This is a genomic window from Streptomyces sp. NPDC104371, from assembly GCF_055583785.1.
The window spans coordinates 228,481-250,527 of the sequence record NZ_JBVJNF010000003.1 but is presented as its reverse complement, the minus strand read 5'-3'; the positions used below and the strand labels follow the sequence as shown (position 1 = coordinate 250,527).

General features: G+C 72.2%; 20 protein-coding genes and 1 pseudogene. 9 read left to right on the top strand and 12 right to left on the bottom strand.

Going from position 1 to position 22,047, the window contains the following annotated elements; all coding sequences use genetic code 11:
• Positions 1-168 precede the first annotated feature (168 nt).
• Positions 169-1,116: a MurR/RpiR family transcriptional regulator gene (locus tag ACZ60T_RS11780; RefSeq protein ID WP_365628149.1), complete on the bottom strand. Its 948-nt coding sequence runs from the start codon at positions 1,114-1,116 to the stop codon at positions 169-171.
• Positions 1,117-1,314: 198 nt separating this feature from the next.
• Between ACZ60T_RS11780 and ACZ60T_RS11775 the strand changes: the two genes are divergently transcribed.
• From ACZ60T_RS11775 to ACZ60T_RS11765, 3 genes and pseudogenes are all read left to right on the top strand, one after another.
• Positions 1,315-2,271, top strand: a complete 957-nt coding sequence (locus ACZ60T_RS11775; protein WP_469665743.1) for an N-acetylglucosamine kinase — start codon at positions 1,315-1,317, stop codon at positions 2,269-2,271.
• A 49-nt stretch (positions 2,272-2,320) separates the two neighbouring features.
• Positions 2,321-3,883 carry a sodium:solute symporter gene (locus tag ACZ60T_RS11770; RefSeq protein WP_365628143.1) on the top strand — a complete coding sequence of 521 codons (1,563 nt, stop codon included), beginning with the start codon at positions 2,321-2,323 and terminating at the stop codon, positions 3,881-3,883.
• A gap of 28 nt (positions 3,884-3,911) precedes the next feature.
• A pseudogene (locus tag ACZ60T_RS11765) lies at positions 3,912-5,096 on the top strand (anhydro-N-acetylmuramic acid kinase); the annotation flags it as partial.
• 33 nt (positions 5,097-5,129) lie between these two features.
• On the opposite strand, the gene ACZ60T_RS11760 reads toward ACZ60T_RS11765, so the two are convergent.
• The 3 genes from ACZ60T_RS11760 to ACZ60T_RS11750 form a co-directional block, all read right to left on the bottom strand.
• Positions 5,130-5,852, bottom strand: a complete 723-nt coding sequence (locus tag ACZ60T_RS11760) for an endonuclease V (protein ID WP_469665742.1) — start codon at positions 5,850-5,852, stop codon at positions 5,130-5,132.
• 34 nt (positions 5,853-5,886) lie between these two features.
• Positions 5,887-6,210 carry a plasmid stabilization protein gene (locus tag ACZ60T_RS11755; protein ID WP_469665741.1) on the bottom strand — a complete coding sequence of 108 codons (324 nt, stop codon included), beginning with the start codon at positions 6,208-6,210 and terminating at the stop codon, positions 5,887-5,889.
• A 62-nt stretch (positions 6,211-6,272) separates the two neighbouring features.
• Positions 6,273-7,331, bottom strand: coding sequence for a WD40/YVTN/BNR-like repeat-containing protein (locus ACZ60T_RS11750; RefSeq protein ID WP_469666070.1), 1,059 nt, complete (start codon positions 7,329-7,331; stop codon positions 6,273-6,275).
• 188 nt (positions 7,332-7,519) lie between these two features.
• On the opposite strand from ACZ60T_RS11750, the gene ssgD reads away from it, so the two are divergent.
• The 3 genes from ssgD (at position 7,520) to ACZ60T_RS11735 (ending at position 10,960) form a co-directional block, all read left to right on the top strand.
• Positions 7,520-7,933 (top strand): spore wall synthesis regulator SsgD, encoded by a 414-nt coding sequence (gene ssgD / locus ACZ60T_RS11745; protein ID WP_365628133.1) that lies wholly within the window; start codon positions 7,520-7,522, stop codon positions 7,931-7,933.
• Between the two features lie 312 nt (positions 7,934-8,245).
• Complete coding sequence (locus ACZ60T_RS11740) at positions 8,246-9,865, top strand: ABC-F family ATP-binding cassette domain-containing protein (RefSeq protein WP_469665740.1); 1,620 nt, start codon at positions 8,246-8,248, stop codon at positions 9,863-9,865.
• Between the two features lie 120 nt (positions 9,866-9,985).
• A complete protein-coding gene (locus tag ACZ60T_RS11735; protein ID WP_365628125.1) occupies positions 9,986-10,960 on the top strand; it encodes an acyl-ACP desaturase in 975 nt (324 codons plus the stop codon).
• 83 nt (positions 10,961-11,043) lie between these two features.
• Here the strand turns inward: ACZ60T_RS11735 and ACZ60T_RS11730 are convergent, their stop codons facing one another.
• The 4 genes from ACZ60T_RS11730 to ligD all read right to left on the bottom strand — a co-directional run bounded on the left by ACZ60T_RS11730 (position 11,044) and on the right by ligD (position 13,964).
• Positions 11,044-11,259: a hypothetical protein gene (locus ACZ60T_RS11730; protein ID WP_252424879.1), complete on the bottom strand. Its 216-nt coding sequence runs from the start codon at positions 11,257-11,259 to the stop codon at positions 11,044-11,046.
• 59 nt (positions 11,260-11,318) lie between these two features.
• Positions 11,319-11,564, bottom strand: a complete 246-nt coding sequence (locus ACZ60T_RS11725; RefSeq protein WP_365628122.1) for a WhiB family transcriptional regulator — start codon at positions 11,562-11,564, stop codon at positions 11,319-11,321.
• A 161-nt stretch (positions 11,565-11,725) separates the two neighbouring features.
• On the bottom strand, positions 11,726-12,787 hold the full coding sequence (locus ACZ60T_RS11720) for a multicopper oxidase domain-containing protein (protein WP_469665739.1): 1,062 nt from the start codon (positions 12,785-12,787) through the stop codon (positions 11,726-11,728).
• Positions 12,788-12,926: 139 nt separating this feature from the next.
• Positions 12,927-13,964, bottom strand: a complete 1,038-nt coding sequence (gene ligD, locus ACZ60T_RS11715; RefSeq protein WP_469665738.1) for a non-homologous end-joining DNA ligase — start codon at positions 13,962-13,964, stop codon at positions 12,927-12,929.
• A gap of 74 nt (positions 13,965-14,038) precedes the next feature.
• Between ligD and ACZ60T_RS11710 the strand changes: the two genes are divergently transcribed.
• Positions 14,039-15,109, top strand: coding sequence for an ATP-dependent DNA ligase (locus tag ACZ60T_RS11710; RefSeq protein ID WP_469665737.1), 1,071 nt, complete (start codon positions 14,039-14,041; stop codon positions 15,107-15,109).
• 17 nt (positions 15,110-15,126) lie between these two features.
• Here ACZ60T_RS11710 and ACZ60T_RS11705 read toward each other — a convergent pair whose 3' ends face one another.
• The 4 genes from ACZ60T_RS11705 to ACZ60T_RS11690 form a co-directional block, all read right to left on the bottom strand.
• Entirely contained in the window at positions 15,127-15,459 is a 333-nt protein-coding gene (locus ACZ60T_RS11705) for a hypothetical protein (RefSeq protein WP_469665736.1), read from the bottom strand.
• 110 nt (positions 15,460-15,569) lie between these two features.
• Complete coding sequence (locus ACZ60T_RS11700; RefSeq protein ID WP_469665735.1) at positions 15,570-16,328, bottom strand: IclR family transcriptional regulator; 759 nt, start codon at positions 16,326-16,328, stop codon at positions 15,570-15,572.
• A gap of 109 nt (positions 16,329-16,437) precedes the next feature.
• Complete coding sequence (locus ACZ60T_RS11695; RefSeq protein ID WP_469665734.1) at positions 16,438-19,131, bottom strand: ATP-binding protein; 2,694 nt, start codon at positions 19,129-19,131, stop codon at positions 16,438-16,440.
• A gap of 274 nt (positions 19,132-19,405) precedes the next feature.
• Positions 19,406-20,020 (bottom strand): TetR/AcrR family transcriptional regulator, encoded by a 615-nt coding sequence (locus ACZ60T_RS11690; protein ID WP_469665733.1) that lies wholly within the window; start codon positions 20,018-20,020, stop codon positions 19,406-19,408.
• 238 nt (positions 20,021-20,258) lie between these two features.
• On the opposite strand from ACZ60T_RS11690, the gene ACZ60T_RS11685 reads away from it, so the two are divergent.
• Together ACZ60T_RS11685 and ACZ60T_RS11680 are read left to right on the top strand one after the other, a co-directional pair.
• A complete protein-coding gene (locus tag ACZ60T_RS11685; RefSeq protein WP_469665732.1) occupies positions 20,259-21,077 on the top strand; it encodes a phosphatase PAP2 family protein in 819 nt (272 codons plus the stop codon).
• The gene (locus ACZ60T_RS11680) at positions 21,074-22,018 is read left to right on the top strand and encodes a DMT family protein (RefSeq protein WP_469665731.1); all 945 of its coding nucleotides are present in this window, start codon (positions 21,074-21,076) and stop codon (positions 22,016-22,018) included. The genes ACZ60T_RS11685 and ACZ60T_RS11680 overlap by 4 nt, the downstream gene beginning before the upstream one ends.
• The last annotated feature ends 29 nt before the right edge of the window (positions 22,019-22,047 follow it).

Here is a 22,047-nt window from a genome sequence, read left to right as displayed (position 1 = left end):
ACCGATGTGACATCAGTGATGTTAAGAACGTGTTGCAGTGCGGACAATACCCCGGCGAGCAAGCGCTTAGCCCGCCGCGGGTCGTCAAACCATCTCATATCACCCCGGCGGGGTTCGGGCTACGGCCGCGGGGGCGGGCAGTGGTCAGGGGCCTCGGATGTCCGGCGGTCAGGAGCCGGCCGGCGGCACCGGGGGCAGTCGGCGCGTGCCACTGTCGTGGATCGCGCCCCAGGTCCCGCTGAGCGCCTCGGTCGAGTCGTCGTAGGAGCGCTGGGCCACGGCGACGAACAGGCAGTCCACGAGCGCGAGTTGGGCGATACGGCTGGCGGTGGCGCCGACCCGGTAGGGGGCCTCGAGGGCGTAGGTGGTCAGCAGCAGGTCGGCGCTCTCGGCGATCGGCGAGCGCGCGAAGTTCGTCAGGGCGATGGTCGTCGCACCGCGCCCGGCCGCGGCCTGGAGCGGTGCGATGGTGTCGCTGGTGGTGCCGGAGTGGGAGATCCCGATGGCGACATCGGCGGGACCGAGCAGCGCGGAGGCGGTGAGCGCGGCGTGGACATCGGTCCAGACGAACGCCATCCGGCCTATCCGGTGCAGCTTCTGATGCAGATCCTGGCCGACGACCCCGCTCGCGCCCACACCGAAGATGTCGATCCGCCGGGCGGCGGCCACCGCGTCGACCGCTCGCTCCAGCATGTCCACGTCGAGCCGGGCGCCGGTCTCCTCCAAGGAGCGCGCCTCGCTGTAGATGATCTTCTCGACCACCTGCTGGAGCGAGTCGGTGGCGCTGATGTCCCCGCTGGTCCAGGCCCGGTCGCCGCGCAGCGCGTCCTCGCGGGCGGCGGCACCGGCCAACGCCAGCCGCAACTGCGGGTAGTTGGCCAGCCCGACGGCCCGGCAGAACCGCATGACCGTGGTGACCGAGGTCCGGGCGCGGCCCGCCAGGGCGCTGATGGAGAACTCGGCGGCCTGCGCGGGGTCGGCGAGCACCGCCTCGGCCACGCGCTGCTCGGCCGGGGCGAGATGCGGCAGGGCGCCGCGGATGCTCGCCAGCAGGTCGACCGGGGGCGACTCGCGGACCGGCTCTGCCGGATCGGGGGATGCCGTCGTGGGGGCCATGCGCTCCTCCAGAGCCGTACGGGACGGATGAAGTGTAGGCAGCGGGGACGCGGGGTCGTCAAAAATTAACGAGACGCAAAGCTGGGTGGTTACTTATTGACATGCCGCGCTCGCTCTTCTGATACTCGGCACCACGTCCGAACGCCGAACGCGCATGTACCGCTTCCGCTTCCACCTCCTCGAGAAGAGAGCGTCTCCATGACTGCTGTGCTCGCTGTGGATCTTGGCAAGACCGGGTGCCGTGCGGCGGTCTGGACCGAGGACGGCGCCGCGCCCCTGTCCGTGCACGAGGTGCCGGGAGCGCCGGGCCTGGCCTCGTCCGGAGGGGTCATCGCGGCGGAGACGGCGGTACGGAGTGCTGCCGAGGCGGCGCTCAAGGACGCGGCCGTCGAGCGGTTGCGCACCGTCTGCGTGGGGGCCGCCGGGGCCGCCGCCGCACCGGACGCCGCCCGCGCGCTGGCCCAGCGGCTGCTGGCCACGATGCCCACCGACGAGGCCGCCGTCACCAGCGACGCGGTGACCGCGCACGCCGGGGCGCTGGGCGGGGAGGCGGGGGTGGTCCTCGCCATCGGGACCGGCGCGGTGACCGTCGCCGCCGCCGAGGGCGCGTTCGCGTTCGTCGACGGCTGGGGGCCCTGGCTGGGCGACGAGGGCGGCGGCGCCTGGATCGGCCTCGCGGGACTGCGCGCGGCGCTGCGCGCCCACGACGGCCGGGGCGCCGAGACCGCGCTGCGCACCGCAGCGATCGAGCAGTACGGCGCGCTGGAGCGCCTGCCCGCCACCGTGTCGCGGGACGGCAGCCCCGCCCGGTCCGCCGCCGCCTTCGCCCCGGCGGTCGCACGGGCCGCGGCCCACGGGGACCCGGCGGCCGGGCGCATCCTGCGAGACGCCGCCGACGCGCTGGCCGACGCGGTGTCCGCCGCCGCCCGCCGGATCGGCGACGCCCCGGTCCCGGTGGCCGTCACGGGCGGCCTGACCCACCTCGGCGCACCGCTGCTGGATCCGCTCACGGCGGCCCTCACCGCGTCCGCACATGTCCTGGAACTGCGCCCGCCGCTGGGCGATCCGCTCGACGGGGCGCGGCTGCTGGCCCTGCGCCGCAGCGGCCCGCACGAACCGTTCGTCACCCGCCTGCGCCACCGCGAACGGGTCTGACCCCGCGTAACTCCCCCTTCTCCCCCGCCCTTCCCTCAGGAGCAAGCCCGTGCGCCACCTCGACCTCGTCGTGATCATCGTCTATCTGGTCGCCATCGCCTGGATCGGCCTGCGGATGTCCGGGCGGCAGCGGTCCGCCACGGAGTACTTCGTCGGCGAGGGCACGATGCCCTGGTGGACGGTGTGCTTCTCGGTCGTGGCCACGGAGACCAGCGTCCTCACCGTGATCAGCGTCCCCGGCGGCGCGTACGGCGGTCAGGCGTTCGGCAACGTCGAACTCGCGCTGGGCTATGTGATCGGACGTGTGGTCGTCGCGACCGTCCTCATCCCGCTGTACAAGCGGGGCGGGTTCGTCAGCGCCTACGCCTACCTCGGGGACCGCTTCGGGCTACGGCTGCAGGGGCTGGCCTCGATCACGTTCGTGATCACCCGGCTCCTTGCCGAGGGCGTACGGCTGTTCGCCTCCGCCATCCCGATCAAGCTGCTCCTCGACGAGCTGGGCGTCGACACCGGCTACCGGACCATCATCGTCGTGCTCACCGCCATCACCGTCGTCTACACCTACCTCGGCGGTATCAAGGCGGTCATCTGGACCGACGCCATCCAGATGCTGCTCTACCTCGGCGGCGCGGTCCTGGCGATCGCGGTGCTCTCCGGCCATGTCGGCACGAGCGGCTTCAGTGACGCGCTGAGCAGTGGGCACTTCCAGGTGTTCGACACCGACTTCTCCTTCAGCCATGTCCTGACCAGCACCTTCGCGCTGCCCACCGCGATCCTCGGCGGTGCCGTCTTCGCCATGGCCAGCCATGGTTCGGACCAGCTCATCGTCCAGCGCATCCTGTCCACCCGCGATCTGCGCGACAGCCAGAAGGCGATGATCGGCTCGGGCATCTTCATCACCGTGCAGTTCGCGGCGTTCTCCCTCGTCGGCGCCCTGCTGTGGTCCTACAACAACGGCCGGTCCTTCACCGACCTCGGGCTGAAGAGCTCGGACGACCTCTATCCGCACTTCATCCTGCACAGCCTCCCCGTGGGCGTCTCGGGCCTGCTGGTGGCCGGCATCCTGGGCGCGGCCATGGGCTCGCTGTCCTCGGCGCTCAACTCGATGTCCAACTCCACCGTGTCGGACCTGATCCGCAGCTTCCTCCGCCGTACGCCCTCCGAGGAGACGATGCTGAAGCTCGCGCGGGTGATGACGCTGGTGTGGGCCGTGCTGATGGCGATCTTCGCCTGTGCCTTCAGTACCAGCACCGGCAACGTCTACCTCACGGGCCTCGCCATCGCCGGGTACACCTACGGGGCTCTGCTCGGCGCGTTCCTGCTGGGCCGGCTGGTCAAGCGGGCCAATGAGGTCGACTCCCTGGTGGCCTTCGTGGTGACGCTCGCGGTGATGACGTACATCGTGCGCGTCGTCAAGATCGACACCACGGTGGCGGGTGCCACCGTGCCCGCCGCCATCGCCGCGCAGTGGCTGGTGCCGATCGGCGTGGTCCTCACCCTCGTCGTGGGCGGCGTGCTGAGCCTCTTCCACCAGCCGCCGGTCCCCGCCGCCCCGACCGGGCCCGACCGGACCGACGCGGCGACGGCCTCGGACACCACCCCGGCGGCCTGAGCAGACCCTCACTCGAACCACCCAGGGAGACACCATGCGCGTGATCGGCCTGATGTCCGGCACGTCCTACGACGCCATCGAGGCCGCGGCGGCCGAGCTGACCCTGGAGCACGACACCCTGGTGCTGCGCCCGCTCGGCGCCCTCAGCCTCCCCTACCCCGAGGAGCTGCGCGGGCTGGTGGAAGCGGTGCTGCCGCCCTCCGCGACCACCGTCGAGACCGTCTGCCGCCTGGACACCGGTCTCGGCCAGGCCTTCGCCGCGGCGGCCACGCACGCCGTCGGCGAACTGTGCTCCGGCAGCGCCGACCTGGTCGTCTCGCACGGGCAGACCGTCCATCACTGGGTCGAGGGCGGCGCGGTCCGCGGGACGCTCCAGCTCGGGCAGCCCGCCTGGATCGCCGAGGCGACCGGGCTGCCCGTCGTCTCCGACCTGCGCAGCCGCGATGTCGCCGCGGGCGGGCAGGGCGCGCCCCTGGTGAGCATCGTCGACACGCTGCTGCTGCGCGGCCGGGCGGGCGTGAGCGCGGCCCTCAACCTGGGCGGCATCGCCAACGTGACCGTGGTGAGCCCGGACGCCGACCCGGTCGCCTTCGACACCGGGCCCGCCAACGCGCTGATCGACGCGGCCGTACGGCACTTCACGCACGGCGCCCGCGCCTACGACGAGGACGGCCGCGGTGCCGCCCGCGGCCGGGTCGACCCCGCGCTGCTGGCCCGGCTGCTGGAGGAGCCGTACTACCGGCGTCCCGCCCCGAAGACGACCGGCAAGGAACTGTTCCACCTCGCCTATCTGAAGGAGGCGCTCGCCGCGCGGCCGGTCCTCGAACCCGACGACGTACTGGCCACGTTGACCCGGCTCACCGCGGTCACCGTCGCGGACGCCTGCCGCGCCCACGGCGTCGACGAACTCGTCGTCTCCGGCGGCGGCGCCCGCAACCCCGTACTGATGCGGATGCTCGACGAGGAGGCGGCCGGCATACGGCTCCTGCCGAGCGACAGCCTGGGCCTGCCCTCCACGGCGAAGGAGGCGCTCGCGTTCGCGATCCTGGGCTTCCTGACCGCGCAGGGCCTGCCCGCGACGGTGCCGTCGTGCACCGGCGCCCGACACGCCTCACTGCTCGGCACCATCACACCGGGCCGCACACCCCTACGACTGCCGGAGCCTGCCACCGTCCCGCCGCGACAGCTGCGGATCGACAGCGCGCCGCGCTGAACCGGCCCGGCGCGCCGTGGTGAGCAGCCCGGCTCAGCCGGTGGCGGGGCCGGTGGTCACACCGGCGCCGCCGACCGCCTCCGCGAGAGCGCGGCGGCACAAGGAGTCGGCGTGGCGGGTGGACTCCGGGATGCGGTACTTCGGGGACAGTGCCAGGACGTGGGCGCAGGCGTTGGTGAGGTCGACGCGGTGTCCTACGGAGACGAACACCGGCTTGACGCCCGTCTGGGTGCGCACCGCCCGGCCGACCTCTTCCGCGCCCGCGAGCAGGGGGGCCGTGCTGCCGCGCGCGGTGCCCGGGTCGTCGTAGGTGAAGGTGAACGGGTTCTTGGCCGCGCCGATCGTGGGGAGCCCGGTGAGGACGCCGAGGTGGCTCGCGAGCCCGAAGCGGCGCGGGTGGGCGAGGCCGTAGCCGTCGCAGACGACCAGCCCCGGATCGAGGGAGAGCGCGTCGAGGGCGGCGAGCACGGTGGGCAGCTCACGGAAGGCGAGCAGCCCGGGGACGTAGGGGAAGGAGACCTCGCCGACGGCGGTGGCCTCGGCGACCACCGTGAGCGTGGCCGCGTCCAGGACCACGGCCGCCGCCGCGACGACATCGTGCTCGTCGTCGTAGGCGACGTCCACACCCGTCACATGGCCGGTGCCGGGCGGCGGGCCGGGTTCGTCGAGGACCACCCGGCCGCGCAGGTCGTCCTGCACGGCGCGGGCCTCTTCTTCGGTCGCGGGCCAGCCCGCGGGGATGCGTACGGTCGTCATGATGCTGTCGAGCGTACGACCCCGCGGTCCGCCGTCACTTGCCCAGGGCCCGCCTCAGATCGCTCTTGTTCATGTCCGAACGGCCGTGGATATCGCGCTTCTTGGCTTCCTGGTAGAGCTGGTCGTAGGTGGGCCCCTGGGAGCCGTGGCCCGAGCGCTGCCCGCCGCGCCTGCCGGAGGACATGTCCTGGGTGGACGTGCGGCTCGCGGTCTTCGACTCGCCGGTGCGGGCCCGCTCCTTGTTCACGGTCCGCGCCGCGATCTCCTCGGCCCGTCCCTTCCGCTCCCCGCGGTCGAGCGCGCTCTTCTTGATGTGCTCGTACTGACGCTCCCGCTTGGGGCTGGCGCCGCGTGGCATGACGGTCACTTCCTTTCGGGATGCTGGTCATGCCCGAGTACCCGGGTTTCGCCGGATCACCGTCAGGGTTCGAGCCGCGCCACCCGTCCCTTCTCCCCGGCGGCCCAGCAGCCCCTGTCCGGGGCGCAGTCCACGGTGTCGTACGAGCCGGTGTCGACGGTGGTCCAGGTACGGCCGCCGTCCGTGGTGAGGTCGGTGCCGGTCGGACCCACGGCGAGCGCGGCCGTGCGGCTGTGCGGAAGCCAGGCGACACCGGAGCGGTAGGCGGGCGGAGGCTCGGCGGCGGGGGCCCAGGTGCGACCGCCGTCCCCGCTGACCGCCGCCGCGCGCGGGGACGGCTGGTCCGCGCGGTAGTCGCCGCCGACCGCGATGCCGTGCGTACGGTCGCGGAAGGCGAGCGCGAAGACGCCGCGCGCCGGATCGCCCGCCGGGAGCGGGGTGTCGGTCGCGGTCCACGTCCGTCCGCGGTCGGCGGAGTGCAGCACGCGCGCGTGCGCGCCGCCGCCCGTCGCCAGCCAGACGTCGTGCGGCCCGGAGGTGACCAGGCACTGGCCACTGGCCGCGAACCAGGCCTCGCCGTCCTGCGCCGCGGGCATCCCGGCGCCGGGCAGGACGCTCCAGGAGCGCCCGCCGTCACTGGTGGACAGCAGGCGGAACCGCCCGTCGACGGGGTCGCTCATGGCGAGGCCATGGCGGTGGTCGAAGAAGGCGAGGCAGTCGTAGAAGGCCCGGCCGTCGGTGTTGCGGAACGCCTCGGTCCAGGTCGCACCCCCGTCGTCGGTGCGGAACAGCCGGGAGTCCTCGCCCTCGCCGATGGTCAGGGCGACGGCGCGCCGGGCGTCGAACGCCTCGATGTCGCGGAACTCCAGGCCCGCGGCGCCCGGCGGAGAGACATCACGCCAGTGCGCGCCGCCGTCGGTGGTCCGCAGCACGGTGCCCTGCGTTCCGGCCAGCCAGGCGGTGTTCCGGCTGACCGCGGCCAGACCCCGGAACCGTGCGTCCGTACCGCTGTCCGTGAGCCGCCAGTGCGGCCCCGGCCGCTTGCCGCCGCCGTCGCCGTGCGCCTGCGCGGGCGCCACCGCCAGCGCGGCGAGCACCGCGGCGCACAGCCCCACGGCCATCGTCCGGCCCGTACGTCTCGTCTTCCCCATGCTCGTCATGGCGGGCGAAGCTAGCCCACCTGTTCAAGGCCGTCCAGACATCCGGACGGTCGCGTACGTGACCTAGGTCACTCCGGCCCGTCTGGCACGGAATGCCTCGTTCCCTCGTCTCTTCACATACCTGACAGCCGTCCCGAGGGAGCAAGGCGTTGTCCTTCGTCATCGAGCAGCCCGTGGAGGCCCGCCTCGTCGCCGCCGCACCGCGGATGCCGAGCATTCCGGCCATGCTCCGCTACGACCGGCGCGACCCGTTCGCCGTCCGTATGACGTTCCCGGCCCCGGCCACCCTGGAGGGCGTGGAGGTCTGCTGGACCTTCGCCCGCGCGCTGCTGGCGGCGGGCCTGGAAGGCCCGGAGGGCCAGGGCGACGTCCGGGTGCGGCCGTACGGCTACGACCGCACCGTCCTGGAGTTCCACGCCCCGGAGGGCACCGCCGTCATCCACATCCACTCCAGCGAGGTCCGCAGCTTCCTCCAGCGGGCCACGGAATTAGTGCCGGTCGGCCTGGAGCATCTCCAGGTGAACCTGGACCACGGCCTCGCGGAGCTGATGCGCGACGCGTGACCGACCCCCGTCGCACCTACCCGAGCGCGGACGCGTCCCGTTAATGCGTTGACTCCCCCTGACGCCCGCTCCTACCGTGTTCGTCACCGGTCCCGTTGCCATCGACAGGAGAAGGACGTTGCTCTACTGAGGTCTTGAGACACCGCTCACACAACCCAGTCCGCGTCTGTGTGTGTCGCGTGCGACCTCGGCGTCCGAGCCGTCCTCCCGTGCTGGGCCCTTCCTCTGCTCACGGCCATGTCCACGGACCGTCGCCCCTGCGGTGTCTCTCACGCGTTGCCCCCGCCCATTTCACGCAACCGCGAGGCCCGTATGTCATCCATTCCCTCCCTCACCTGTGTCTCCCTGTCCTTCTCCTGGCCCGACGGCACCGCCGTCTTCGACGACCTCCAGGTCGGCTTCGCCTCCGGCAGGACCGGGCTCGTCGGGGTCAACGGCTCGGGCAAGTCGACCCTGTTGAAGCTGCTCGCGGGTGAACTCGCCCCGTCCGACGGCGCGGTACGCGTCATGGGCGAGGTCGGCTACCTTCCGCAGAACGTCACGCTCGACACCGCGCTGCGCGTGGACGAGGCGCTCGGCATCGCCGAGACCCGCGCCGCCCTGCACGCCATCGAGGCGGGCGACGTGGCCGAGGAACACTTCACGACCATCGGCGACGACTGGGACGTGGAGGAGCGCGCCGAGGCGATGCTCGGTGAACTCGGCCTCGAACACGTCGGGTTGGACCGCACCATCGGTGAGATCTCCGGCGGCGAGACCGTCCTGCTGCGGCTGGCCGCGCTGCTGCTGCGCCGCCCCGACATCCTGCTGCTCGACGAGCCCACCAACAACCTCGACCTGTACGCGCGTCGGCGGCTGTACGCGGCGGTCGAGGCCTGGCCGGGGGTCATGGTCGTGGTCAGCCATGACCGTGAACTGCTCGAACTGGTCGACCAGATCGCCGATCTGCGCTCGGGAGAGGTGACCTGGTTCGGCGGCAACTACTCGGCGTACGAGGCAGCGTTGGCCGTCGAGCAGGAGGCGGCGGAGCGCATGGTGCGCGTCGCCGAGGCCGACCTGCGCAAGCAGAAGCGTGAACTGGTCGACGCCCAGGTCAAGTTGGCCCGCCGCAAGCGGTACGGGCAGAAGATGTGGGAGAACAAGCGGGAACCCAAGGCCGTCATGGGCGCGCGCAAGCGTGCGGCACAGGAGTCCGCGGGCAAGCACCGCATCCTGCACGAGGAAAGGCTCACCGGGGCCAGGGAACGCCTGGACGAGGCGGTCGAGGCGGTACGGGACGACGACGAGATCCGCGTCGATCTGCCGTACACGGCGGTGCCGCCGGAGCGGGCCGTACTGACGCTGCGGGACCTGGAGTTGAGGTACGGCGCGCGCGTCGCGGGCGGCCTCGATCTGCACGGCCCGGAGCGGATCGCGCTGATCGGACGCAACGGCGCGGGCAAGACGACCCTGTTGCGCACGATCGCGGGTGAACTGGAGCCGGTGGCGGGCGAGGTGAGCGCGCATGTGCCGCTGCGCTTCCTGCCGCAGCGGCTGGATGTGCTGGACGACGCGTCGACGGTCGCAGAGAACGTGGCCCGGTTCGCTCCGGGCGCCACGAACAACCGGATCCGGGCGCGCCTGGCCCGCTTCCTGTTCCGCGGCACCCGGGCCGACCAGCGGGCCGGGACCCTCTCGGGCGGTGAGCGCTTCCGCGCCGCCCTGGCCGCGCTGATGCTCGCGGAGCCCGCGCCGCAACTGCTGATGCTGGACGAGCCGACCAACAACCTCGACCTGGCGAGCGTACGGCAGCTCACCACGGCCCTGGAGTCCTACGAGGGCGCGCTGATCGTGGCGAGCCACGACCTGCCGTTCCTGGAGTCGCTCGGCATCACCCGCTGGCTGCTCCTCGACGGCGAGCTGAAGGAGACGAAACCGCTGGACACGCACTGATCAGTGATCTTTATAGCGCGCTTAACCTACGGTCCCGTAACCTACGGCCTCGTAGCCTACGTCCCCGTAGGTTCCGGCACCGCTCGCCGGACTGTTCACCGTCCCCATCCTGGAGTTCCCGTGACGATCGACGCTCCCCACCTCGGCAGCCCTTCCGACTGGACCGACGCCCGGCTGCTGTACGCCCTGGAGGAAGTGGTCGAGACCGAGCTGAACCGGCATCTGAAGGTCGCGAAGGACTGGATGCCGCACGAGTACGTGCCCTGGGGCGAGGGCCGCAACTTCCCCGCGTTCTTCGAGGACGGCGTGGCCTGGGAGAAGGAGCAGTCCAAGGTCACCGAGATCGGCCGGACGGCGCTCGTGGTGAACCTGTTGACGGAGGACAACCTCCCCAGCTACCACCACGAGATCGCCGCGCTCTTCGGCCGTGACGGCGCCTGGGGCACCTGGGTGCACCGGTGGACCGCCGAGGAGGCCCGGCACGGCATCGTCATGCGTGACTACCTCCTCGCCTCGCGCGCCGTCGACCCGGACAAGCTGGAACAGTTCCGCATGGCGCACATGAACGAGGGCTTCGAGTCGGACAACCGGCACTCGATGCTGCGTACGGTCGCCTATGTCTCCTTCCAGGAGCTGGCCACCCGTATCTCGCACCGCAACACGGGCAACCAGTCCGGCGACCCGGTCTGCGACCGGATGCTGGCCCGGATCGCGACGGACGAGAACCTGCACATGGTCTTCTACCGGAACCTGCTCAAGGCCGCGTTCGAGATCGCGCCGGACCTGACCATGCAGGCGGTCCGGGACGTCGTCGTGGACTTCCGGATGCCCGGCCACGGCATCCCCGGCTTCGAGCGCGCCGCCGTGCAGATGGCGGTCGGCGAGGTCTACAACCTGCGGATCCACCATGACGACGTGCTCCAGCCGGTGCTCCGCTTCCTGAAGGTCATGGAGATCGACGGGCTCGGCCCCGAGGGCCGCAAGGCGCAGGAGGAACTGGGGCTGTTCATGGGCGGTCTCGACGAGGAGGCCGCGCGGTTCGACGAGAAGCTGGCCGCCCGCAAGGCGCGGATGGCGGCACGCGGCAAGGCGTGAGCACGTCGTGGGCTGAGCATGGCCGTGGCTGATCACGGTCGCAGGGCGCGCGTGGCCTACGGGCCCGCGCGTCGCTGTGTCTCCTATGCGGCCTCGTAGTGGTGGGCTTCCGCGCCCCGCCACTTCACCCATGCCGGGTCGTCGAGCAGATCCTCGGCGTCCGGCAGGCCGGCCCGGCCGAGGAACTCCATCAGGTCCTCGTCGGAGAACGCCAGCCCGAGACTCTCCCCGCGCGCGGTCACCCGTCGGCCGCCGGTTCCCGACGGCGGGTGAACGATGACAGGAGCCCGTCCGGACATATCTCCAGGATCGTCCCGCGTCCCCCGCCCCGCATCCGGACGGGGCCGCGCCGACCGTGCTACCCCCGCGTCCGCCGGAGCTGCAGGCGCTCCTTCTCGGACAGCCCGCCCCAGACGCCGAAGCGTTCGTCGTGGATGAGCGCGTACTCGAGGCAGGCGGAGCGTATCGGGCACAGCTCGCAGATACGCTTCGCCTCTCGCACCGAGCTGCCCGGCTCGGGAAAGAAGAAATCGGCCCCCGTCTGCGCACACATCGCCTGCTCCTGCCAGGCGATGTCGGTCACAGTCATCGTTTCGGTGTGCATGGGCCAGAGCTTGCCGGGTGGCGAAAAACATTCGATCAACGATGGATCAACGGCGTGTGCCGGACGCCTTGTTCACGGCCGTCGATGATGCCCGGCGGAGCGCTGCGACGCACGGCGGCGCGCGGGGAGAACGGCTACGGAAGTACTTGCTGCGAGAGCGGCTAGTTGTACAACTCGTCGTAGCCGTCCGACTCGTCGATCACGTCCACGTGGCGGTGCCGGTGTCGGCGGCCGTGTCCGTGGCCGTGGCCGTGCTTGTGGCCGTGTGACTCGTCGTCCTTGTGCGAGTGCTCCTGGTACCGGGGCAACGATCCGTTCCGGTTCTTCACCAGGAACAGCCCGGCCATCCCCATGTCGGCGTGCTTCTGCACATGGCAGTGGTACATCCACGCGCCCGCCCCGACCTCCTCGCCCGCGATCACCTGGAAGCCGAAGGCGTCCCCCGGGCCCACGATCTTGTTGTCGACGACCCGGCTGTGGTCGTCCGGACCGGCGAGCAGCCCCGTGCGGTTCTCCGCCCAGCGGTGACCGTGCATATGGAAGGTGTGGTAGTGGTCGCCATGGGTGATCATCACGAACTCGACGCGCTCTCCGACGAACGCCTCGAAGTCGGGCGCGTGATGCCTCTTGTAGTTGTTGATCCTCATGTTGTTGAACACGATCGTGTGCGTCCGGTCGGGCAGGATGTCGCCCTTGCGGCGCACGATCACTCCCCCGTACAGGCCCTTGTGGACGCCGCCCGTGCCGTGCTCCGTACCGAGGACATGGTCGTGGTAGTGCCAGTAGCCCGCGCTGCCCTCGCGCCAGGTGCCGTCCTTGCGGCGGCCCGGCGTGTGCGTCCGCCAGACATACGTACGCCTGCCCCCGGGCTTCACACCGCTCCAGCTCAGGTCTGTCCCGTCACTGGTGAACTCGTAGTCCAGCCCGTGCACATGCAGGCTCGCGGTGGCGTCCAGGGTGTTCACCAGCTCGATGTGCAGCGTGTCGCCCTCGTTGATCTCGATCAGGGGGCCGGGGATGGTGGCCTTGCCGCGCTTGAGGCCGTATCCCATCTGCCCATGGCCGACATGCTCCGCGTAGAGCGTGATGTGCCGGTCCTTGCCGCCGGCGGGCGCCCTCTTCGCCACCCTGTCGGTGCCGACCGCGTCCGTGGTCAAGGACATCGACGTCGCGACGGCGGCACCGCCCAGCAGCATCCGTCGGTTGAAGCTGCGTCTGTCCATGCTGGACTCCCCATCCTGTACGGAACTCACCGTGACGAGAGCCGCCAGGACGAACAGCCGGAACTCACAGCCAGGGCGCTAGCGGCATGATCGTGATTTTATCTTCATTTCGTCATATTCCTTTGCATTTCGGGCACATCTATCGGCGTGTCGCGCCCCCGGACCCCTCTCCCCGCCGCGCCCTGCTCGGCTGCACCCGCTTCGGTTCGCCCGGCATCTTGGGGTACTCCGGCGGGTAGGGCAGATCGCCCAGGCCGTGGTCGTGCTCGTCGCGGCGGGCCAGTTCCAGGAGCGGGTCCAGCGAGAAGGCGTGGTCGTCCATGTCCGCATGGATGTCGCCCAGCTCGGCGTACCGGCGGGGCATGGTCGCCAGGTCGAAGTCGTCGGGTGTCGCGTCCGTGACCTCCTCCCAGCGCAGGGGCGCGGAGACCGGGGCGTGCGGCCGGGGGCGGACGGAGTAGGCGGAGGCGACCGTGCGGTCACGGGCCGTCTGGTTGTAGTCCACGAAGATCTTCCGGCCCCGCTCCTCCTTCCACCAGGCGATGGTCACGTGCGCGGGCATCCGGCGCTCCAGTTCGCGCCCGACGGCGATCGCGGCGCGGCGCACCTGGGTGAAGGTCCAGCGCGGCTCGATGGGCACGAAGACATGCAGCCCCCGGCCACCGGAGGTCTTGGGCCAGCCCCGCAGTCCCCCGAACTCCTCCAGAACGGCGCGCAGTTCATGGGCGGCGCGCGCCGCGTCCGCGTAGTCGGTGCCGGGCTGCGGGTCGAGGTCGATACGGAGTTCGTCGGGGTGGTCGACGTCGGCGCGCCGTACCGGCCAGGGGTGGAAGGTGAGCGTGCCGTACTGCGCGGCCCAGACGACGGCGGCGATCTCGGTGGGGCACATCTCGTCGGCGCTGCGCCCGCTCGGGAAGGTGATGTGGGCGGTGGGGATCCAGTCGGGCCTGTTCCTGGGCGCCCGCTTCTGGAAGAAGGACTCGCCGCTCACTCCGTCCGGGAACCGCTCCAGGGTGGTGGGCCGGTCGCGCAGGGCGCGCAGGATGCCGGGGCCGACGGCGAGGTAGTAGCGCGCGAGGTCGAGCTTGGTGAAGCCGCGGGCCGGGAAGAAGACCTTGTCGGGGCTCGTCAGCCGGACCGTTCTGCCCGCCGCCTCCAGCTCCACCGCGTCGCCCATGTGTGCCACGGTAGGCGGGGCGAACACACCTCGCACACCGGGCAGATCGTGCCGTACGGCCACAGAATCGGGACATGGACCTGCCGGTGATGCCGCGCGTGAAGCCGATGCTCGCCAAGGCCGTGGCGCGCATCCCGCCGGGCATGCAGTACGAGGCGAAGTGGGACGGCTTCCGCGCGATCGTCTTTCGCGACGGCGCCGAGGTCGAGCTGGGCAGCCGTACGGGCAAGCCGCTGACCAGGTACTTCCCCGAGCTGGTGGAGGCGCTGCGGGAGCGGCTGCCCGAGCGGTGCGTCGTGGACGGCGAGATCGTGATCGCGCGGGAGGGGCACCTCGACTTCGACGCGCTGACGGAGCGGATCCATCCGGCCGACTCACGGGTGCGGACGCTCGCAGGGCGCAACCCCGCCTCCTTCGTGGCGTTCGACCTGCTCGCCCTCGCGGACGCCTCGCTGCTCGACCGTCCGCTCGGTGAGCGGCGCGCGCTGCTTGAGCGGGCGCTGGCCGCGGTGACGCCCCCGGTCCATCTCGCCCCGGCGACGACGGACCGCGCGGTCGCCGAGCGGTGGTTCGAGACGTACGAGGGCGCCGGCCTGGACGGCGTCGTCGCCAAACCGCTCGGGCTTGCCTACCGTCCGGGCGAACGCGTGATGTTCAAGGTGAAACACGAGCGCACGGCGGACGTGGTGGTCGCGGGCTATCGATGGCACAAGAGCGGCCCGGTCGTCGGCTCGCTGCTGCTCGGGCTCTACGACGACGAGGGCACGCTCCAGCATGTGGGGGTGTCCGCGGCGTTCCCGATGAAGCGGCGCGCCGAGCTGGTACGGGAGCTGGAGCCGCTGCTGCTGACCGATGTCTCGGCGCATCCCTGGGCCGCCTGGACCCAGGGTGAGGCCCATGAGACGGCCCGGTTGCCGGGGGCGCCCAGCCGCTGGTCGGGGAGGAAGGACCTGTCCTGGGTGCCGCTGCGACCCGAGCGGGTGGCGGAGGTGGCGTACGACCACATGGAGAACGGGGTGCGCTTTCGGCACACGGCGCGCTTCCGCCGCTGGCGCCCGGACCGCGACCCCGAGAGCTGTACCTACGCGCAGTTGGAGGAGCCGGTGCGCTACGACCTCGGGGAGATCCTCGGCGCCCCGCGCTGATGCCGGGCGCGCGGCTCCTACCTGCGGCGGCTCAGTCTGCGGTCGAGCGCCGTGCCCGCGTCCCGGCGGGCGGCGGCGAGCGCGTCCTGGGCCGCCTCGGCCGAGCCGAGACCCAGCGCCGCCGCGATCGCCTCCCAGGCGACGCCGCCCGTGAGCAGCGCCTCCACGGCGGCGCCGACCGCGACCGTCGACTCCCGGCGGGCATGGTCGAGTTCGACGAGGGTGCGGAGCAGGTCGGGTGCCGTCGCGGCGCCCGTGAGTCCGCCCTGCGCCGCATGGCGCGCCTGGTCGGCGGTGACCCACCAGTCGGCGGAGGTGTGCGAGGGACGGGTGACGAGGGTCCGGTCCACGAGGGCGCCGCCTTCCTTGCCGGGTATGCGTCTGGAGCGCTGCGGACTCTGCGAGTCTAGGCAGCCGATCCGCGGGCGGCCTGTTCGGAGCGCTGAACGGATCACGTTCCTCACCCTTCGAACGGCAGCCCCGCACGCGCGAGTTCTCTCGCCGCCGCGCTCAGCCCGTCCGCGAAGCGCCGTACGCGCGCGTCGGTGAACCGGGTGCTGGGTCTGCCGAAGGACAGAGCCGCCACCACCGCTCCGCCGCGTCCCCATACCGGTACGGCCACGGCCGACAGCCCTTCCTCGCGCTCACCGTGGCTCGTCGCGTAGCCCTGGGCCCGTGCCTGCTCGATCCAGCCGCGCAGGGTGTCCAGATGCGCGGGGCCGTACGGCGAGGTCTCCGCGACGCGGCGCAGCAGGGCTTCGGGGGCGTCGAGGAGCAGCGCCTTGGCGACGCCGCCCGCCCACAGCGGCAGTTCGTCGCCGACGCGGACGACCTGGCGCAGTGCGCGGGGGCCCTCCTCCTGGGCGATGCAGACGCGGTGGATGTCGCGGCGCACGTACAGATGCACCGTCTCCTTGTGCTCGGCGGCCAGGTCGCGCAGGACCGCTCGGGCGGCGGGCGGCAGCCGCCAGGCGCGTTCGGCGAGCCGGGACCAGCGCAGCAGGGTCGGTCCCGCGAGGTAGCGGCCGTGTTCGTCCACCCAGAGCAGTCCGTTGAGCCGGAGGGTGCCGAGCAGGCGCAGCACGGTGGTCTTGGGCAGGCCCGAGGCCGCGACGATCTCGCGCGGGGACAGCGCGGGGCGGTTCTCGTCGAAGAGTCCCAGGATGTCGATCGCCCGCTGGACGGTGCGCATCCCCGCGGGTTCGGCCTCGGCCGCCATGGTCGTTCCTCTCGGCTGAGGACCGCGCGGCGGCCCTGCTGACGCTCCTGCCTCAGCACGGTACTGCGCGGCGGTCCGCTGGGCGGACCGGATCAGGCCTGAGGAGCGCTCAGCGTGACCGGGCCGGGGCGTTCTCGTCCAGCGCGTCGCGGGCCCGAGCGGCCAGTCCGTCCGCCCCGCAGGCGTGCGCCAGCGTCAGCCCCCGGTCCAGCTCCGCGGCCGACCGCGCCGCGATCCCGTACTCGACGAGGGCCGCCGCGTGTTCGTAGGCGCACGGGGAGGACTCCAGATAGCGCACCGCCCGCGCGGACAGCGAGATGGCGCGGGTGCCGGTCTCCAGGGAGGCGGCGACGCGCAGGGCCTCGCCGATCGCCGTGTCGGTGCCGAACAGTTCGGCCTGGCGGCGGGTGAGCGCGGCCAGTTCGGCGGCGCGGGCGGGGTCGGTGACGGCGAGCGCACGGGCGAGGGCGCCCGCCCACGGGGCCAGTACCGGGTTGTGGCCGTGCCCGCCGGACGCCTTCTCGGCGGCCTCCAGTTCGGTGATGCCCTCCTCGGTGCGGCCGACGGCGAGCAGCAGTCGGCCGCGCACGCTCCGGGTGTCGGGCAGCACGATCGTGGCGGGGTAGGGCGGAGCGAAGCCGTACCGCTCGGCGATCGACCAGGCCTCCTCGACATGGCCGCGGGCGAGCAGGGTGTCGACGAGTCCGCAGGTCGCCGACCAGTACAACGGCAGGCCCCGGCCGACGCGTTCGGCCAGGCGCAGCGCTGCGCGCAGGGAGGTCTCCGCCGAGCGCAGGCGGCCCCGGCGGCGGTGGGCGAGGCCGACGTAGGCGTGGGCCAGAGCGAGATGGCCGCCGCCCCAGCCCGCCGAGTCGTAGACGTCCAGGGCTTCCTTGAACAGGCTCTCGGCGCGGTCGAGTCGGTCCGTGTAGACGTACGAACTGCCCAGCATCAGCAGCAGTTCGATGCCCCACTCGGTGTCGGTCCAGCCGAGTCCGGGGGCGAGGCGGCCGTTGACCAGGGCGCGGTCGCACACTTCCACGACCTCTTCGGCGTTCTCGCCGTGGGTCATCGCGTCGAAGCCGCGCAGGATGAGCAGCGCGCGCTCGGAGTTGTCCCGTCCGGTGCAGGTGGCGGCGAGTTCGGCCAACTCCCGGGAACGGTCCGGGCTGTGTTCGCCCGCCACGTGCACGCTCTCCCACATGTGGTGCACGGCCTGGAGGCGCAGGCGGGAGGGGCCGGGGTCGAGCCGGGCGACCTCCGCCTCGACCGTGCGGATGGCCTCCTCCAGTTGGTTGTTGTGCAGCAGCGCCTGGGAGAGACGGTGGACGGCGTCGACCCGCGCGTCGGGATCCAGGCCCGGCAGGGCGAGGGCCGTCTGGAGGTAGTCGATGGTGGTGGCGGGCGCGGTCAGCAGGGTGGCGCAGCCCAGTTCGTAGAGCACATACGGGCGGACCTCGGGCAACGGCGGTTCCAGCAGGGCCCGTTCGAGGCAGCGGCGGGCCGCTTCGGGGGCGCCGACGGCGACATGCTCCCGGGCGGCCTCGCGCATCTGTTCCACGAGTTCCTCGTCGTCCTCCGGGTGGACTTCCAGGAGGTGACGGGAGGCCGCGGCGGCGCCGAGCCCGCAGTCGGTGACGACCTGTGCGGCGATGCCATGCATCGCGGTGCGCAGTCCGTCGGGGATCGAGCGGTAGACGGCGCTGGCGATCAGTGGGTGGACGAACTCCAACTCCCCTTCTTCGAGTGGGGAGTTCGCCGGGGCGGGCGGAGTGAGGATGCGGGCCGTGGTGAGCAGTTCGGCGCAGCGGAGCGCCTCCTCGTGGCGCATGGTGGCGAGGCGGGCGGCGAGGTCCACGGTGATGCCGGTGCCGAGGATGGCCGCGGCCCAGGCGAAGCGGGTGGCTTCGAGACCGAGGCTCTCCAGACGGGCGACGAGGCCGTTGCCGCGGGCGGAGCGGTTGAGGTCCCGTAACTCGGCGGCGGAGTCCTCGACCGGCGGGAGTTGGCTGTCCTGCACCTTGGCGAGGAGTTCGACGGTCTCGTAGGGGTTGCCGCCGGTGACGGCCCACACCTCGCGGCAGAACGGGTCGTCCGCGTGCGCGCCGACCGTGGCGCGGGTGAGCCCGGCCGTCGCGTCGGGGGTGAACGCCCGCAGGGTGTCGGCGGGGCGGAGGGCCGCCGCGGTGATCGTGTCGAGATGACGGGCGCTCTCGTCGGCGGCGTCGCCGGGGCGCAGGGCGACCACGACGAGCACCCGCAGATCGGCGAGTCGCTCGACGAACGCGGCCAGCCAGCGCAGGGTCTCCTGGTCGGCCCAGTGCGCGTCGTCGATGAGCAGGACCAGCGGCCAGTAGCGCTTGGCGAGCCGTGACACGGCCACGACCAGGCCCTCGCACACGCTCTGCGGGTCGGCCTGCCGCTCACCGGGCTCCGTTATCCCGAGGGCGGGGCCCGCGATGTCGTACCAGTCGCCCAGGTACTCGCGCGCCTCCTCCGGCATCAGGGAGACGAGCGCGGGCTGGAGCAGTTGCCGTACGACGTTGAAGGGGACCGAGGTGACGGTCTCGCCGCCGCGCGCCGACCAGACCGCGCAGCCGCGGCTCTCCGCGATGCGGCGCGTCTCCGTGAGGAGCGCGGTCTTGCCGATGCCTGCCTCTCCCATGAACATCAGCAGGCTGCCCGCCGCCGACGGGGCGGAGTCGTCCCGCAGGGCGTCCACCGCCTCGGTGACCGCGGCCAGTTCCGCGTCACGTTCCCACAGGGAAGCCGAGGCGACCGCGTCGGGCCGTGCCTCCGTCATCCCGTTCCCTCCCCAGGTCGCCCGAACGACGTACGGAGAACGAGCCTAGCCGTCCTCGGGGCCCGGTGGAGAGAGGTCGAGAGACCTGTTGCCCGTGACGGGTGACGGGGCGTATGAGGGGGCGTGGGCCGGGCCCCGTCGTGATACAGCCGGGTGGGGCGCCCCTCCGCTCAAGGGGAACCCCACCCGGCCGGGGGGTGGCGCCGCCCCCGTCCCCACGGTGCGGCGCGACAGGCCGCCGTCCGGTCATCCCGGCGGACGGCAGCCTGGGTCTTCAGGTCAGGCCAAGCTCCGGGAGCAGCACCGCCTCCACGAAGCGCATGAGATACGTCTCGTCCGCGTACCGGCCCTCCAGCAGGGGGCGGACGCGCAGGACGCCGAGCAGTTGTGCGGGGACGTACTCCAGCGCCGGGTGGCCCGCGGGGACCTCGCCGCGGTCCACGCCGCGCCGGAGGATGCCCTGGAGCGCGGCGACCTCGGGCTCGACGAGGGCTTCGCGCAGCGCCCGTTGGAGGTCCTTGTCCTGCATCATGGCGTGGCCGAGGGCCTGGAGCAGCTTGGTGTCACGGCCCGACCACACGGCGGCGGCGCGGGCCGCGGCGCGCAGATCCCCGGCGAGCGAGCCGGTGTCCACGCCCGAGATCCGCCCGCGGCGGTTGGCCCTGAGGGCGGCGGCCACGAACTGGGGCTTCGTCCGCCACTGCCGGTACAGCGTCGACTTGCTGCACCGCGTGGTGGAAGCGATGCCTTCCATGGTGACGGCGTCGTAGCCGCACTCGCGGATCTGTTCGATCACGGCGTCGAAGAACTCCTGCTCACGCTCGGGCGTGAGCTTGGAACGGCGCGGCGCGACACCTGTGCCCGGTGCGTCCGCTGCCTGCGACGTCATGGCCTCGCTCCTCCGTCGTGATCCCCGGCCGTCGTGGTGCGGCCGGTGGACCTGCGCACAGTGTATCGATACGCGCATGTATCGATACGGGAGTGTACCGGTACGGGGGCGTATCGGTACACTCCCGTTTCGATGAGTCTTGGACAGGACCCACTCGGCCCGCACAGCCGCGTCGAGTGGACCTTGTCCTGGGCTCACCACGCACCACCCCACGCACGCACACATAAGGGGCCGGGGGATGACATCCCGCACCGAGCCTGAGGGAGAAGCGGCGCCCGCGATACGCCGGCCGCCGCTTCTCCGTGAGCTCCTGCTGGTGGCAGGACTCTTCCTCGTCTACAAGTTCGGCCGCCGGCTCGCCAACGGCCATACCGACGAGGCCCTGCGCAACGCGCATCACGTCTGGCAGTGGGAGCGCTTCCTCCATCTGCCGGGCGAGGGTGCCGTGCAGGCCGCGCTGCTGCACGGCGAGACGCTCGTCCGCTTCGCGAACACGTACTACGTGGCGGTGCACTTCCCGGCCACGGCGGCCTTCCTGATCTGGCTGTATCTGCGGCGGCCCGCGCACTATGTGTGGGCCCGGCGGGTGCTCGCGCTGGTCACGGGGGCCGCGCTGGTGCTGCATCTCACGTTCCCGCTCGCGCCGCCGCGGATGCTCGACACGGCGGGTCTGGTGGACACCGGGCAGGTGTACGGGCCGACGGTCTACGGGGCCGTGCCCGAGACGGACTCGATGGCGAACCAGTTCGCCGCCATGCCCTCGCTGCACTTCGGCTGGGCGCTGATGGTCGCGCTCGGGCTGATCGCGGCGACCCGGTCGCGCTGGCGCCCGCTGTGGCTGCTGCATCCGCTGCTGACCCTGGTGGTGATCGTCGGCACGGCGAACCACTACTGGCTGGACGCGATCGCGGCGGCCGCGCTGCTCGGGGTCGCCCTGGCGGTGGTGCGGGCGCCGTCGCCAGGTGCGGCGGACTCGGCTTCGGAGCCGGTCGCCGTTCCGGCGCCGCGGGCCGTACCGGCGGGCGACGCCTCCGGCCTGCTGGGATCGCGGCGATGAGCGCCACCCTGCTCGCCGTCGGCCTGTCCCTGATCTCCGCCGTCGCGTACGCGGCCGCCGCCGTCGCCCAGGAGCGGCTCGCTCGCGGCAACCGGGGCACCGGGGTGCTGCGGCTGGTGCGGAGCGGTGCCTGGTGGGGGTCGGTCATACTGAACGCCTCCGCCGCGCTGTTGCATGTCGCGGCCCTGGAGTTCGGTCCGCTGACGCTGGTCCAGCCGCTCGGCGCGCTCACGCTCGTGGCCGCGGTGCCGCTCGGGGCGCGGGTGGCGGGACGGCGGGTCGGGCGGGTGGAGTGGCGGGGGACGGTGCTCACCCTCGTCGGACTGTCCGCGCTGCTGGTGACGGCGTCCGGTCCGGCGCCCGATGACGTACTGAGTCTGCCGGAGGCGCTGGCGGTGGCCGGGACGACCGCCATGCTGATCGGCACGCTGTCCTTCCGGCGCACGCGCCCCGGGCTGCGGCACGCGACCGCCTCCGGGGTCGCGTCCGGTGTCGCCTCGGCGCTCACGCAGACCGTCACCGTGGCGGCCACGGACCGCTCGGGACCGGTGCTCAGCGCGCAGGTCGTCGTGGTGGCGCTGCTGGTGGCGGTGTTCGCGACGGGCGGCCTGCTGCTGGCGCAGACGGCGTACCAGGGCGGCCTCGGCGCCCCGCTCGCGGTGGTGACCCTCGCCAACCCCGTCGCGGCGGCGGCGATCGGCCTGTCCCTGCTGGGCGAACGCCTCCAGGGCGGGGCGGCGGGCCTGGCGATCGCGACGGCGGGAGCCGGGCTGGCGTCGTGGGGGGTGGTGACCCTGTCCCGCCCGACACCCACGAACCCACCCCGCGAACCGTCGCGACCGGTCGCGGAAGGCCACCCCGTCACAACAGTCCTCGCCCCGGCACACCACCCCTCGGCCCCCTACGGGCCACCGCCCTCGGAACACGTGCGAGCACTCTGAACCACGCGCAGAGCACTCCGAGCGCGGCG